The organism is Micromonospora sp. NPDC007220, from assembly GCF_040634035.1.
GTDB classification, from domain to species: domain Bacteria; phylum Actinomycetota; class Actinomycetes; order Mycobacteriales; family Micromonosporaceae; genus Micromonospora; species Micromonospora reichwaldensis.
In genome coordinates, this window is the sequence record NZ_JBEYEU010000031.1 from 15049 (window position 1) to 29421 (window position 14373).

A 14373-nucleotide genomic window follows, 5' to 3' on the forward strand; every position below is an offset into this window, starting at 1 on the left:
CACCCCGACAGGCATTCAGATGGATCTATATAGCCGATAGCCTCCTCTCAACGGCCAGGCTGCTCCGCGTCCGGTCACGAGCCGGCGCGGGGCCGACAGGAGGAGGACCGGCAGATGACACTTCCCCGTACCCGGCGATGGCGGGCCCGCGCGGTGGGCGTACTCGCCGCCGCCGCGGTCGTCGCCGCGATGGGCACCCCCGCGGCGGCCACCCCGGCCACCGGCGAGATCCTGCACGCCGACGCCCCGAACGCGGTGACCGACGGATACGTCGTCGTGCTCAGGGACGACGCCATCGGACGCGCCGACGACCGGCGGGCCACCGTCACGGACGCCGCCGGGCGGCTGGCCGACCGCTACGGGGCCACCGTCGACCGCGTCTACGGGCACGCGCTCAACGGATTCGTGGCGCACCTGCCGGAGCGGGCCGCCCGGCGGCTCGCCGCCGACCCGGCCGTGGCGTACGTGGAGCGGGACCGGGTGGTGACCCTCGTCGGGCCGGGCGTACAGCTCAACCCGCCGTCGTGGGGCCTGGACCGCATCGACCAGCGCAACCTCCCGCTCGACGGCCGGTACGCCTACCCCAACACCGCGCACAACGTGCACGCGTACGTCATCGACACCGGCATCCGGAGTACGCACGGCGACTTCGGCGTCCGGGCCGGCGGCGGCGTCGACCTCGTCGACGGCGGCCCGGCGGACGACTGCAACGGCCACGGCACCCACCTCGCCGGCACCATCGGCGGCACCCTGCACGGGGTGGCGAAGGAGATCCGGCTGCGGCCGGTACGGGTGCTCAACTGCGCCGGCAGCGGCACCTTCTCCCAGGTGATCGCCGGGGTGGACTGGGTCACCGCGAACGCCGTGCGGCCTGCGGTGGCGCTCCTGGCACTCGGCGGCGGCGCCAGCACGGCACTGGACGCCGCGGTGAACCGGTCGATCTCGTCCGGGGTGACCTACTCCGTCACGGCGGGCAGCTCGAACGCCAACGCCTGCAACTTCTCGCCGGCGCGGGTCGCGGCGGCGCTCACCGTGGCGGGCACCACCAGCACCGACGCCCGGATGCCGAGCGGCAACCACGGCAGCTGCATCGACCTGTTCGCCCCCGGCGCCAACATCACCTCCACCTGGCACACCGGCGACGCGGCGGTGACCACCATCAGCGGCAGCTCGATGGCCGCCGCGCACGTCACCGGCTGCGCCGCGCTCGCCCTCTCGGCCAATCCGACCTGGAGCCCGGCGCAGGTGGCCGCGTACCTGGTCGGCAGGGCGACGACGGGAGTGGTGACGGGCGTGGTCAGCGGCACGCCGAACCGTCTGCTCTACTGCGGCCCCTGACCCGCGCGGCCCGTCGCACCGGCGGGCCGCACGGCTCACCTGCGGCCGCGGCCGTGAACTCCGGCTGCGGCCGCGGCTGGGGCCAGGGCTGCGGCTGCGGCTGCGGCTGCGGCTGCGGCGGGAAGATCGATGTTCGGCGGGCCTTGTCCGCGCAGGGCTCGCCGACTACCGTTCAATCGATGATCGACTATCTGGTCATCGGCGGCGGAATCGCGGGCGCCAGCGCCGGACACCACCTCGCCGCGTACGGGACCGTGGTGCTGCTGGAGATGGAGCAGGTCCCCGGCCAGCACTCCACCGGCCGCTCGGCCGCCGTGTTCTCCGAGTACTACGGCGGGCCGGCGGTGCGCGCGCTGACCCGGGCCAGCCGGGGCTTCCTCACCGCGCCGCCGCCGGGGTTCGCCGAGCACCCGCTGCTCACCCCGCGCGGCACGCTCAGCCTCTGCCCACCGGGCAGCGAGGACGCCTTCGAGGCGGCGCTGCGCGACGGGGCCGAGGTGGACCCGCCGGCCCGCGAAATCGACGTCGCCGACCTGCCCCGGCACTGCCCCGTCGTACGGCCGCAGTGGTGCCGGCGGGCGATGGTGAAACCGGCCGTGCGGGACCTCGACGTCGCCGCGCTGCACCAGGGCTACCTGCGCGGCATCCGGGCGGCCGGCGGCCGGGTCGTGTGCGGCGCGCGGGTACGCCGGCTGCGGCGCGGCGGCGACGGTTGGCAGGTGGACACGGACGCCGGCGAGTTCACCGCCCGGGTCGTCGTCAACGCGGCAGGCGCCTGGGCCGACGAGGTCGCGACGGCGGCCGGCGTACGACCGGTGGGGTTGACGCCCCTGCGGCGCACCGCCTTCCTGGTGGACGCGCCGGCCGGTGTCCCGGCGGGGGACTGGCCGATGGTCAACGACGTCGACGGCACCTTCTACTTCAAGCCGGAGTCGGGGCGCCTGCTGGTCTCCCCGTGCGACACCACTCCCGTGCCGCCGGGCGACGCCCGCCCCGACGACCTCGACGTGGCGATCGGCGCCGACCGGGTGCAGGCGGCGACCACACTGGACATCCGTCGCGTCCACCAGCCCTGGGCCGGGCTGCGGACCTCCGTCCCGGACGACGTGCCCGTGATCGGCCCGGCGCCCGACGCGCCGGATTTCCTCTGGATGGCCGGGCTCGGCGGCTACGGCGTCCAGACCTCGCCGGCGGCGGGCGCCCTGCTAGCCGCGCTGGCGGTCGACGCCCCGCCCCCGGTCGACCCCACCCCGCTGTCCCCGTCCCGCCTCCCCTGACCCGACCCGGCCACCCGGCCACCCGGGTCGATCATGAGGTTGGCGGGCGCCGAGGAGATCGGCTTCGCCGCCAACCCCATGATCAGCGAGGCATGGGTGGGTGGGAGGTCAGCCGGAGTGTTGGTTCAACGGGGAGCGGCGGGGCAGCATCGTCCACGCCGAGAGGGCCGCCGACAGCAGCGCCGCCAGCAGCATCACCTGGAAGACCGCCGGGTAGCCGGCCATGCTGGCGACCAGGCCGGCCAGCGGCGCCCCGGCCACCAGGCCGATGTCCCAGAACGAGGTGAACGCGCCGAGCGCCGTCCCCTGGTGGGCCGGGTCCGTGCGGTTGATCACCAACAGGGCCAGCGCCGGGAAGAGCAGCGAGAGCCCGGCGCCGATCACCAGCCCGCCGAGGACCGCGACCAGCAGGTTCGGCGCGACCGCGACCAGGAGCAGCCCCACCGCCTCCATCAGGGCCGACCCGACGGCCACCCGGCCGGCGCCGAGCTTGTCGGGCAGCCCGCCCACGACGAGCCGGACCCCCACGTAGGTGAAGCCGAACGCGTTGAACGCGACGATGCCGTTCTCGATGCCCCGCTCCGCCATGTGCAGGGCCACGAACGCGGCCAGCGCGGCGTAGCCGAACCCGGCCAGGGAGAGCGCGACGCCGGGCGCCACCGCGCTGCGCGGCAGGATGCCGGCCCGGCCCGCCGGGCTCGCCTGCTGCGGCCGCGGTCGGGTCGCGACGAGCGCGGCCCCGACGGCCGCCGCCAGGACCGCGAACAGCCACACCGCGGGATAACCGGAGGTACGCAGCAGCACCGCGCCGAGCAGGGCGCCCAGCGTGATGCCCAGCCACATGTAGATGCCGTACAGGCCGACGACGCGGCCCCGCCGGTCGGCCGGCGCCAGCGCCACCAGCCAGGCCGCGCCGGCGGTGTAGACGGCCGCCTCACCGATCCCGTGCAGGACCCGGACGCCGACCAGCACGCCGATGTTGCCGGCCACCAGGTAGGCCGCCCCGGCGGCGGCACACACCACCGCCCCGCCCAGCATCACCGTCCGGTACCCGTGCCGGTCGCCGACCCGGCCGGCGATGGGCCGGGCGATCACGGCGGAGACCGCGATCGCGGCGATCACCACCCCCACCTCGACCCGGTTGCCGCCCAGCTCGTCGAGGACGTAGAACGGCAGCACCGCCAGGGACGCGCCCACGCCGAGCAGGCACAGGAAGATCGCGGCGAAGAGCGGGACGATGGGCCGGTAGAACGATAGTTTCCCGCCGGTCGTGGTCATGCGGTGACGCTCCTAGCCCGTGCTCCGTGAGGCCTTGCTGGGCGGTGAGGTGGTCCGGCATCGCGGTTGCCGACGCAGGTCGAGTCCCCAGTGGATCGACCAGCGACCAGGCAGACCGAAGGCCGACCGGGCACCTCGCGCTCAGGATAGCGGCATCGAAGCGGAACGATCCAATCAACGACTCAAGACCGTCGCCGACGGCTGCGCCACCACCTGGATCCACGACCCCTCAACCGGGTCCGCGAACGCACCAGCCCCGGCGGCAGCCTGCTGACGGAGCAGCCCCGGGGCGAACCTCCGCGTCGCGTGACCTCATCCAACGACCGCCAGGAAATCCGAGTAGAACAGGCCCAGGCCGACCGCCACACAGACACCGGCCACGATCCAGAACCGGACCACGATGTTGACCTCGCTCCACCCGGCCAACTCGAAATGGTGGTGCAGCGGCACCATCCGGAAGACACGTCTTCCGGTGGTCCGGAACGAGACGATCTGGATCACCCAGGTCGTCGTGATGATGACGAAGAGCCCGCCAATCATGACCGAAAGCAGCGTCGTGCGGGTTGCCACCGCGAGCCCGCCGATCAGGCCGCCGAGCCCGAGCGAGCCCACGTCACCCATGAAGATCCGCGCCGGAGACGTGTTCCACCACAGGAAGCCCACGCAGGCGCCGGCCGCCGCCGCCGCGATCATGGCGATCTCCAGGGGGTCCCGGACCTGGTAGCAATAGTCGTTCACGCGGGCGTACGCGTCGTCGGCACACCAGTGCCGGTACTGCCAGAAGCCGATCACCGCGTACGCGCCGAGCACCAGGATCGACGCGCCCGTGGCCAAGCCGTCGAGGCCGTCGGTGAGGTTCACGCCGTTCGACATCGCCATGATCACGAAGACGATGACCAGGACCGCGCCGACCTTGCCGACGTCCAGCCAGCTGATGTCGCGGATGAGCGAGATGTGCTCGCTGGCCACGGTCTGGCCGTCGGTGCTCGGCACGTAGAGCGCGGCGATGCCGAACCCGCCGCCGACGATCGCCTGGCCGAGCAGCTTGCCTTTGGCGGACAGTCCGTCGGAGTTGCGCCGGCGCACCTTCAGGAAGTCGTCGAAGAAGCCGACCGCGCCGCAGAAGACGAACAGGCCGAGCAGGACGAGGGCCGTCATTGTCGGGCCCTCCTGCGCGATCTGCCGTTGCGGGAGGGTGGTCAGGGCGATGTGCCCGGCGACGTAGGCGAAGACGGTCGCCACGATGAAGATGACGCCGCCCATCGTGGGCGTGCCCTTCTTTCCCTGGTTGCTGGCAAGCCCGATGGATCGGATCGGCTGGCCTGCCTTGAGCGCGGTGAAGACGCGAATCGCCACCGGCGTGCCGAACAGGGAGATGACGAATGCGACCACAGCCGCGACGATGACCGCCCTCACGGGCGAGCCTCCACGCCCGGGGTCACCCGCAGGTCGCTGCCGTCCGCGCCCTGCCACCGCGGCAGCGATTCCGAGAGCGGGCGGTCGAAGATCTCGCCAAGATTCCTGGCCTCCCCGGTCGCCAGGCGCTTGACCAGGCCGGGAGCATTCGTCCCTATCGCCTGACGGACAGATCTGAATCGGCCATGCAGGTTGTCCTTCGCGAGATCATCGATCACGGGACACGAGCATGCCATCCGACCGCGAGCGGAGCAGCCCCCTTTGAGGTACATGGCGTCCTGACCACGAACGGCTGGTCCGGCGTTCGGTCGGGTAACCGCTGGGGAACCAGCATTCCGACCGAGGCGCGGGTTCGCGACGAACTCCAGGGTCCGTCATGGTGTCCGTCGGCGGAAGTGTCCGCACGTGGGACGCTGTCGAGCTGATGTCGCAGACGATTCACCGCCGTCTGGGGCCACGGTGGCCCGGACGACGCCTGATGTCACAGACGACTCAGCTCGACAGCGTCACACACCCTCCCGCCCCAGACCGGCTCGGCGGCCACCACCGTCCCACGCAGCACGGATCACCCGGCCAAGGCTGTACGACGAGGCGCTAGGCCGGTACGACGTGGAAGAAGTGGGTCGGCAGGTGCACGGCCAGTCCCTCGTGGATCTCGGCGCAGACGGCCGGGCCGTCGGTGGACAGGGTGCCGGGCGGCGGGGTGTCGACGCGGATCGCGGACCGCCCCGCGTCCAGCAGGCGGGCCGCCATCGCGAAGTCGCCCACCACCGCCTCGCCCGGCGCCACCATCCGCGTACGGCTGATCTGGACGCCGTTGCGGGTCAGGTCCGTCAGGAGGGAGCCCTTCCCGAGCAGGTGGGTGTAGTAGTCCCGCGGGTTGACGATCATCGCGTGCGGGGTGGCCCCGGTCTGCTCGATCTCGTCGCAGGCGGCGAGCAGGCCGCTGAGCCAGTCGTGCCGGTACGGCAGCCGCCCGATCTCCGGGTGCCGCAGCAGGCCGCCCTCGCCGATGGTCAGCGCCTGGTTCTCGGCCGTGGCGAGGCGGACCAGCAGCCGGTAGTCGATGAAGGAGGCCAGCGCCTCCGGGTCGTCGGCGAGTTCCTCGGGGATACGCACCCAGGCGCGGATCGGGTGCACCCCGGCGGAGGCGGTGCCGAACCGGAAGGCGGCCTCCCGGCGCAGGACCGACTCGTGCACGGCGGCGGCCTCGCCCGCGTCGGGCCGGCCCTCGGACCAGAACCGGACCGGCTCCATGCCGACCGGCCGCTTGCGGAACAGGTTGCGCACGGTCACCCGGGGGCGTTCCTTGGTCGGTTGGAAGGCGTCCGTGATGGTGTAGTCGAAGCGCACCTCGGCGCCGGCGGGATCGTCGGCGTACGCGCGGGCGAACAGCTCACCCGGCGACAGCGTCGACGACGCGGTCACGGGCGGCGCGGCGGTGGTGGTCATGAGTCCTCCCCGATGGAGATGGCGTGCCGGATCAGCCGCTCGTAGAAGGGCTGGTGGTAGTCGTGGTACGACCGCAGGGTGTCGTTGTTGGCGACGGTCACCTCGAAGGACTTCTCGACCGGCGAGAAGCCCGAGGTGCGTTCGACGTCGAGGTGCCACTTGCGCGTACGCCGCCACTCGGTGCGCTCCCCCGGCGCCCAGTTCAGCGCCTCGGGCAGGAACGGCAGCCCCACGGCCTCGCACCAGGCCGACACCGTCTCCCCCGGGTGCCGCAGCAGGTCCTCGGCCCGGATCACCACCGGCGGCCGGTGCGCGGTCCGGCTGACCAGGTCGTACAGCTCCCACTGGTGCTCGTAGCCGATCTCCGGGCAGGTCACCGTCGGCTTGATCGCGTAGTGCGAGCTGATCGTGCGGGCCGGTTCCCGGACGATGAAGGTGTGCGTGACGTCGGCGATCGCCCCGGGATCGGCGAACAGGTGCCGGTAGCGGTATTCGAGCGTGTCCTTGACGAAGACGGTCCGGTCCCGGCCCAGCTCCGTCAGGTGCGCGACGACCTCGGCCGCGTCGGTCACGGTGACGGTGCCGCCGTCGGCGGCGGGCAGCTCGACGTGCCCCTCGTCGACGAGGGTGACCAGGGGCTCGTGGACGACCGTGACGTCGCCGCGGGCGATCATCATGCGCAGGAACGCGGTGGAGAGCGCCCGGGGATGCGCCCACATGGCGATCACCGGCATGCCGGCCTCCCGTACCGCGTCTCCCGCCACCCGGGGGCGGCGCCGCGGCGGGGCGCGCTCACTGCGACCACGACGTCGGCTTGCGGTCCCACCGGTGGCCGCGCAGCGTGTCCAGCAGCCCGGCGTCCAGCGGTACGCCGTCGCTGACGGCCAGGTTGGCGCGGACGTGCTCGGCGCGGCGCATGCCGGGGATCACCGTGCTCACCGCCGGGTGGTGCAGGATGAACCGCAGCGCCAGCTCCGGCATGGTCATCCCCGCCGGCACGTCGGCGGCCAGCCGCTCGGCGCGCTCCACGCTGGGCAGCAGGTTCTCCGGCCCGAAGTACGTGCTGCGCCAGTCCTCCTCCGGCCAGGTGCTGTCGGCGGTCAGCGTGCCGGTCAGCGTCCCCTCGTCGAACGGGACGCGGGCGATGATCGCGATGTCGTCGCGCTGGGCGCGCGGGAACAGCTCGTCCTCCGGCGCCTGGTCGAAGATGTTGTAGATGACCTGCACGACGTCGATCAGGCCGGTGTCGAGGGCGGCGTGGCAGTTCGTCGGCTCCCACCGGTTGACGCTGATCCCGACGCCGTCGACCAGGCCCTCCCGCTTGAGGTCCGCGACGGCCTCCTGCCAGCGGCCGTCGGCGGCCCACCGGTCCTCCCAGACGTGGAACTGGAGCAGGTCGATCCGGTCCACGCCGAGGTTCTCGAGGCTGCGGTGGGTGAACTCGCGGATGTGCTCGGCCGGGAAGACGTCGTCCAGGGTGTCCTGGGGGCCGGGCGGCCACTCGCGGTTCTTCGGCGGGATCTTGGTGGCCAGGTACAGCCGGCGGTCCGGGTGCCGGCGCACCAGGCCGCCGAGGAGCTGCTCACTGACGCCCCGCCCGTAGACCCAGGCGGTGTCGAAGAAGTTGCAGCCCCGTTCCACCGCCTCGTCCAGGCAGGCCGGCGCGGTGTCGTAGTCCCAGCCGGTGAAGCCGCCGGGCCCGCCCCCGATGCCCCACATCCCGTACCCGACCTCGCTGACCTGCCAGTCGAGCCGACCCATCCTGCGGTATCGCATTCCACTCCCTCATCCGTGCCGGAAATTGCGTCGCGCGCGACCGTTCACCCTGGTCCCGCCGGCAGCAGCAGCCGGTCGGCCTCCCGCCCCTCGTGCGCGCCCAGCCAGGCGCGGTAGGCGCCGACGGACGGGCCGAGCCGGTGGTCGGTGAAGCCCCGGCGGCGTTCCAACTCGGCGCAGCCGTCGCGCCGGAAGAGCCGGGGGTTGTCGGTGAGCAGCGTCGCGAAGACCGCGCGCAGCCGCTCCTCGTCGGCGCCCGCGCCGGGCGGGAAGAGGGCCAGCAGCACGGCGGCGTCGCGGTCGCCCTCGCCGGCCGCCTCGCGCAGCCCCGCCAGGAACCGCGCGCAGCTCACCCGGGGCAGGGCGTCCGCGCCGCCCAGCGGCAGGTCGGTGAAGTCGACGCTCACCGGGTGCAGGACGTGCAGCGTGCCGCCCCACTGGCGCGGGTCGACGACCGTGGCGACGATCCGCCGGGCGGCCCAGTCCACCGGCGTCCAGTCGGAGCGCACGGGCGCGTCGGGCCGCATCCGCAGCCGGTGGCAGGCCGCCAGCAGCAGGTGGGTCAGGGCCCGGGGATTGGGGTGGCCGTCGTCGGCCGCGGGCATCACCTCGCCGAGGCGCAGCACCGTGACGGTCGCGCCGCGCCGCCGCGCGTCGTCGAGGTACCGCTCCGCCACCCACTTCGACCGGCTGTAGCCGCTCGTCGGCGGGACGGCGAGGGCCGGGTCGTACGTCTCGGGCAGCGGCTGCGGATGGCGGGCGGCCTCGCTGTCGAGGACGCCGAGGGTGGAGACGTGGTGCAGCGGCTTCGGCCGTCCCGTCAGGCACAGCCGCAGCAGCTCGGCGGTGCCGAGGACGTTCGCTGCGCGGTGGGCCCGGTAGTCGAACAGGAAGTTGACAAGCGCCCCGGCGTGCAGCACGAGGTCGCAGTCGTGGGCCAGCCGGTCCCACGCCTGCGGGGTCAGGCCGAGGGCCGGGCTGCCGAGGTCGGCCGCGTACCCGTGCAGGCGCGGGCCGTGGCCGGGCCGCCACAGGCCCCGCTCGGCCAGCGCGCGCACGACGCGGGCGGTGGCCTCGGCGTCGTCGGCCGCGCGGGCCAGGCAGAGCACCCGGACGTCGGTGGTGGCGAGCAGCTCGTGCACCAGGCGCGCGCCGACGAAGCCGGTGGCGCCGGTTACCAGGACCGTACGCGGCGCCCGGCGCCGGCCGACGGGGCGTACGGGCAGGTCGGCCGGGATCTTCGCGTCCCGCTCCACCAGCTCGTCCTCGGTCTCGGTGGGATCGGCCGTGCGCAGCCGTACGGCGAGCGCCCGGGCGAGCCGGGCGGCGCTGCGGTGGGTGAACAGGTCCTGCACGCCGACGCGCAGGCTCTGGTCCGCGCCGAGGGCGGTGACCGCGTCGAGGGCCTGGAGCGAGTCGCCCCCGGCGTCGAGGAAGTCGGTGTCGGGGTCGAGGTCGGGCCGGCCGAGGACCGTCCGGAACACCCCCAGCACCCGCTCGGGCAGCGTCCGCGCCTCGGCGGGCGCGGCCGACGGACGGGTCCGGTCGGCGAACGTGCGATCCAGCCATGCCTCCAGCGCCTGCCGGTCGACCTTGCCGTTGCCGGTCAGCGGCAGCGCGTCGCGCACGACGACGTGCCGGGGCACGTGGGTCCGGGGCAGCAGCAGCCGGAGGTGCGCCCGCACCTGCGGCTCGGTGACCTCGGGGTCGGCGGCGAGGAAGAGAGCCAGCGACTTCCCCCGGTGCTCGCGGGCGAGCAGGACCTTCGCCTGCCGTACGCCGGCCAGCCGGGTGGCGGCGGTCTCGATCTCACCCGCCTCGATCCGGACGCCGTTGACCTTGAGCTGGTGGTCGCGGCGGCCGGCGAAGTGCAGCCGGCCGTCGGGGGCGATCCGGCCGAGGTCGCCGGTGCGGTAGAGCCGGGCACCCGGGATGTCGGGGAGCGGGTTGGGCACGAACACCTCGGCGGTGCGGGCCGGGTCGCCGAGGTATCCCTCGCCCAGGCACACGCCGCCGATGACGATCTCGCCGGTCTCGCCCGGCGGCAGGGGGCGCAGCTCGTCGTCCACGACGGCGGCGTAGCAGTTGTCGATGGGCCGGCCGATGGGGATGACGTCACCGTCGCTGCGGGCGACGGTGTGGAAGATCATTCCGATCGACGCCTCGGTCGGGCCGTAGCCGTTGGTGACCGCCACGCCCGGCACCAACTCGACCAGCCGGTGCACCGCCCAGGGGTCGATCTCCTCGCCGCCGACGATCACGTTGCGCAGCGAGGCGACGGCGCGCCGGGCCGCCGGGTCCCGGTCCAGGACCGACACCAGCGCGCCGAGCACGCTCGGCACGAAGTCGGTCATCGTGACGGTCTCGTCGGCGATGGTCCGGATGGTCCGCTCGACGTCGAGGAACCCGCCCTCGACCGGCACCACGGTGCGGCCACCGGTGGTCAGCGGCCAGAACATCTGCCACACCGACGAGTCGAAGGTGTGCCGGCTGTTCTGGAGCACCACCTCGTCGCCGGTCGCCGCGAAGTGCCGCGTCATGAACCGCAGCCGGTTGGCGATCCCGTCGTGCCGGTTCAGTGCGCACTTCGGGGTGCCGGTGGTGCCGGAGGTGAAGATGCCGTAGATCAGGTCGGCCGGGCCGATCGGCACGCCGGGCCGGCGGCGGGTCGGGGTGATCTCGTCGAGGTCGACGGGCAGGCAGGGGACGTCGCCGGTGTCGGGACGCGGGCCGGTGCCGCGTACCACCGCGAGCCGGGGCCGCACCTCCCGCAGCGAGGCGTGCAGCCGGTCCGCCGGCCAGCCGGGATCGACGGGCACGAAGGCCGCGCCGAGCTTCATCAGCGCCAGGTCGACGACGGGCAGCTCGAGCCCGTCGGCGATCAGAACGGGTACCACGTCGCCCCGCCGGACGCCCCGCCCGGTGAGGGCGGCGGCCACGCCGTTGGCCAGGTCGTCGAGTTCGCGGTACGTCAGCGAACGGCCCCGGAACGACACCGCCCGGCGGTGCGGGTGCCGGTCGACGCGCTCCTCGACCATGCCGGGCACGGCCAGGAAGGGCCGGTCGTCGTACGCCCTCCCGGCGGCCGCCGCAGTGGTGGCGGTGCACCGGCAGGTGGGTCCGTCGGAGACGGGAACCGCCGCCGCGGATCCGGTGTCGCCCGCCCTCATCACGCCTCCTGTCCCCGTGCCCGCAGGCCTGTCGTCATGCTGCGGACGGGACGAATCCGACCCGACGCGCAGCAAGGGTAGTTATCGGCGCCGGTCGATGCCCTGGCTGCTGGTCAAGGACACTAGAGGGCCGATCGATGGGAGGGAATATGCAACTTTCTGCTACATCGATTCCCGTCACTTGGAAGTGGTGACCGCGCTCCCCGCGCGCCGCCCGTCCGCCAGACAGGCCTCCCACCAGGGAATCCTTCGCCCATCTGCCGGCGTACGCGGAGATTCCACGCTGGACCGTCGGTTACGCGCGGAGGTGTACCGGCGGCGCGAACGGACACCCCCGCCACCCGACAAGCAGGCGCGATGACGGACGGTAGCCAGCAACGCGCGGGCCGTTCGAGCCGGCGCAGCGGGTCGCGGGTGTCCCGCTCGCTGGTCACCGCCGTCATCGCGATCAGCTCACCCGACGGTCGTGCCCCTGCCAGAACCTTTCCCGCAGCTCGCGCCGCAGGATCTTCCCGCTGGGGTTGCGCGGCACCCGGTCGATGAACTCGTAGTGCAGCGGCTGCTTGAAGCCGGCGAGCTGGCCGCGCAGGTGCAGCGCCAGGTCGCGCTCGGTGAGCTGCTGCCCCTCCACCGGCACCACGAACGCGTAGACGGCCTCGCCCCAGCGCTCGTCCGGCACGCCCACGACCGCCGACTCGGCGACCAGCGGGTGCCGGCTGATCACGTTCTCGACCTCGACGGGATAGACGTTCTCCCCCGAGACGATGATCATGTCCTTGATCCGGTCCCGGATGTACAGGTAGCCGTCCTCGTCCAGCAAGCCGGCGTCACCGGTGACGACCCAGCCGTCGACGAGCGTCTTCGCCGTGGCCTCCGGCAGGTTCCAGTACTCCACCATCACGCCCGGCGAACGCAGCCAGACCTCGCCGACCTCGCCGGCCGGCAGCGGGTCGCCCTTGTCGTCCACGATCTTGACCTCGAAGCCCGGGTACGGCAGCCCCGCCGACTGCATCTTGCCGCCGTCCGGGGTGTGGTCGGCCGGGGGCAGGCAGACGGCGGAGTTGCCGGTCTCGGTCAGGCCGTAGATCTGGGCGAACTCGCAGCCGAAGCCCTCGATGCAGCGGGCCAGCAGCGCCGTCGAGATGGGCGCGCTGCCGTAGACGATCTTCCGCAGCGAAGCGAAGTCCGCCTTGGTGACGCCGGGCTCCGCGAGCAGCAGTCGCAGCATCGAGGGCACCGCGAGGATGGTGGTGACGCGCAGCGATCTGATCAGCCCGACCGCGCCCGCAGTGTTGAACTCGCGCATCAGCACGTTCGTGGCGCCCGCGGCGAAACCCATCGCCGCCCACGACAGGCCGCCGATGTGGAAGCCGCCGTTGCAGAGGAGGCTGACGTCGCTCTCGCGCAGGTCGAGCCAGTCCAGGTTCTCCGAGGCGAGCCCGTCGCGTACCGCGAAGAAGCTGCGGTGCGCGAGGACGACGCCCTTCGGCAGCCCCGTCGTGCCGCTGGTGTACATCTGCGCCAACGGCGTGTCGGACGTGACCTTGGCCAGCACGTTCGCGTCCGGCTGCGCCGACACCCAGGCCGCGAAGCCGGCGCGGGCCACGCCGCCGTCGTCCAGCGCGACCACCTGTCGCAGCATCGGCAGCTCCGGCGCCAGCTTCTCGGCGACCGGGGTCGAGTCGGCGTCGACGAAGAGCAGGGCGGCGCCCGAGTCGCGCAGGATGTGCTCGACCTCGCCGGCGGCCAGCCGCCAGTTGATCGGCACGAACACCACGCCGGCCTTCGCGGCGCCGAAGAGCAGGTCGTAGAAGTGCTCGGACTCCCTGCCCAGGTAGGCGACGCGGTCACCGGGGCGCAGGCCCGCCGCCTGGAGGCCGCGTGCCACCTGGTTGCTGACGCGGTGCAGGGTGGCGTAGTCGACGCGCCGGCCCTCGCAGATGATCGCGACGGCGTCCGGCTGCTGGACGGCGTGCCGGCGCGCCACGTCGACGAGCGTGCGCAACTGAACGGTCACCAAGTCCTCCTCAGTGGACGTACGGGTGGGGGCGGCTCACGCCGCGTCGGCCTGGGAACGCATGCCGGGCGGGTTGACCAGCGCCATCCGCACCTCGCACTCGGCGATGCCGCCGTCGTCGTCTGCAAGACGCCGGGGCATGTCGATGATCTGGACGAAATCGCCCTCCGCGCTCGCCAGCCCATCGGCCGCGCTGGGCCTGGCCCGCGACGTCGTCATCGCTGTTCCTCCTTGTGCACGAGTGCGAACTGAACGTAATCAGCGCGTGTCCATCACCCGGTAACAGCGGAAGAACTGGCCCACGGGCCCGATTCGGGACCCGTACCCGTGAGGTGAGGCGTCACCGCACCAACGGCCGTCGTCCCGGCAGTTACCCGAGCGTGGACGGCCTGAGGGCACCATGGGCGCGCGGGCGGTCCCTCCCGCCCGGCGCACCGCATCCGACAGCGATTCCTTCCGAGCGATCACAGCGAGGACGACATGGCGGACACGTGCCCGGTGCACGGGCATCGGCAACTGATGGACGACGACCACTTCGCGAGCCCGTACGCGTCGTACGACGCCCCGAAGCGGTTCCCCGACCCGCCCTCCGGGAGCTGTGCACCCGTTTCCCGGACATCGAGCTCGCCGCCTCCCGGGAGTCGCTGAA

The 14373-nt window shown here is 73.0% G+C and carries 11 protein-coding genes; 2 read left to right on the plus strand and 9 right to left on the minus strand.

Annotation, left to right across the window (positions count from 1 at the left end; all coding sequences use genetic code 11):
- Positions 1–114 precede the first annotated feature (114 nt).
- Both ABZ573_RS29335 and ABZ573_RS29340 read left to right on the plus strand, forming a co-directional pair.
- Entirely contained in the window at positions 115–1338 is a 1224-nt protein-coding gene (locus ABZ573_RS29335) for a S8 family peptidase (protein ID WP_151457581.1), read from the plus strand.
- A 179-nt stretch (positions 1339–1517) separates the two neighbouring features.
- Entirely contained in the window at positions 1518–2615 is a 1098-nt protein-coding gene (locus ABZ573_RS29340) for an FAD-binding oxidoreductase (RefSeq protein ID WP_358122253.1), read from the plus strand.
- A 108-nt stretch (positions 2616–2723) separates the two neighbouring features.
- Here ABZ573_RS29340 and ABZ573_RS29345 read toward each other — a convergent pair whose 3' ends face one another.
- The 9 genes from ABZ573_RS29345 to ABZ573_RS29385 all read right to left on the minus strand — a co-directional run bounded on the left by ABZ573_RS29345 (position 2724) and on the right by ABZ573_RS29385 (position 13943).
- A complete protein-coding gene (locus ABZ573_RS29345) occupies positions 2724–3893 on the minus strand; it encodes an MFS transporter (RefSeq protein WP_358122255.1) in 1170 nt (389 codons plus the stop codon).
- 312 nt (positions 3894–4205) lie between these two features.
- The gene (gene mraY / locus ABZ573_RS29350) at positions 4206–5309 is read right to left on the minus strand and encodes a phospho-N-acetylmuramoyl-pentapeptide-transferase (RefSeq protein WP_358122257.1); all 1104 of its coding nucleotides are present in this window, start codon (positions 5307–5309) and stop codon (positions 4206–4208) included.
- The gene (locus ABZ573_RS29355) at positions 5306–5527 is read right to left on the minus strand and encodes a hypothetical protein (protein ID WP_358122259.1); all 222 of its coding nucleotides are present in this window, start codon (positions 5525–5527) and stop codon (positions 5306–5308) included. The genes mraY and ABZ573_RS29355 overlap by 4 nt, the downstream gene beginning before the upstream one ends.
- Positions 5528–5903: 376 nt before the next feature.
- Positions 5904–6761: a family 3 encapsulin nanocompartment shell protein gene (locus ABZ573_RS29360; RefSeq protein WP_151454978.1), complete on the minus strand. Its 858-nt coding sequence runs from the start codon at positions 6759–6761 to the stop codon at positions 5904–5906.
- Positions 6758–7495: a sulfotransferase family protein gene (locus ABZ573_RS29365; protein ID WP_151454977.1), complete on the minus strand. Its 738-nt coding sequence runs from the start codon at positions 7493–7495 to the stop codon at positions 6758–6760. Before ABZ573_RS29365 ends, ABZ573_RS29360 begins: the two co-directional genes overlap by 4 nt.
- Before the next feature lie 58 nt (positions 7496–7553).
- The gene (locus ABZ573_RS29370; protein ID WP_151454976.1) at positions 7554–8537 is read right to left on the minus strand and encodes an aldo/keto reductase; all 984 of its coding nucleotides are present in this window, start codon (positions 8535–8537) and stop codon (positions 7554–7556) included.
- A 44-nt stretch (positions 8538–8581) separates the two neighbouring features.
- Positions 8582–11707 (minus strand): amino acid adenylation domain-containing protein, encoded by a 3126-nt coding sequence (locus tag ABZ573_RS29375; RefSeq protein WP_327029352.1) that lies wholly within the window; start codon positions 11705–11707, stop codon positions 8582–8584.
- A gap of 448 nt (positions 11708–12155) precedes the next feature.
- On the minus strand, positions 12156–13724 hold the full coding sequence (locus ABZ573_RS29380) for a fatty acid--CoA ligase (protein ID WP_327029353.1): 1569 nt from the start codon (positions 13722–13724) through the stop codon (positions 12156–12158).
- Positions 13725–13760: 36 nt separating this feature from the next.
- Complete coding sequence (locus tag ABZ573_RS29385; RefSeq protein ID WP_151454973.1) at positions 13761–13943, minus strand: hypothetical protein; 183 nt, start codon at positions 13941–13943, stop codon at positions 13761–13763.
- Between the last annotated feature and the right edge of the window lie 430 nt (positions 13944–14373).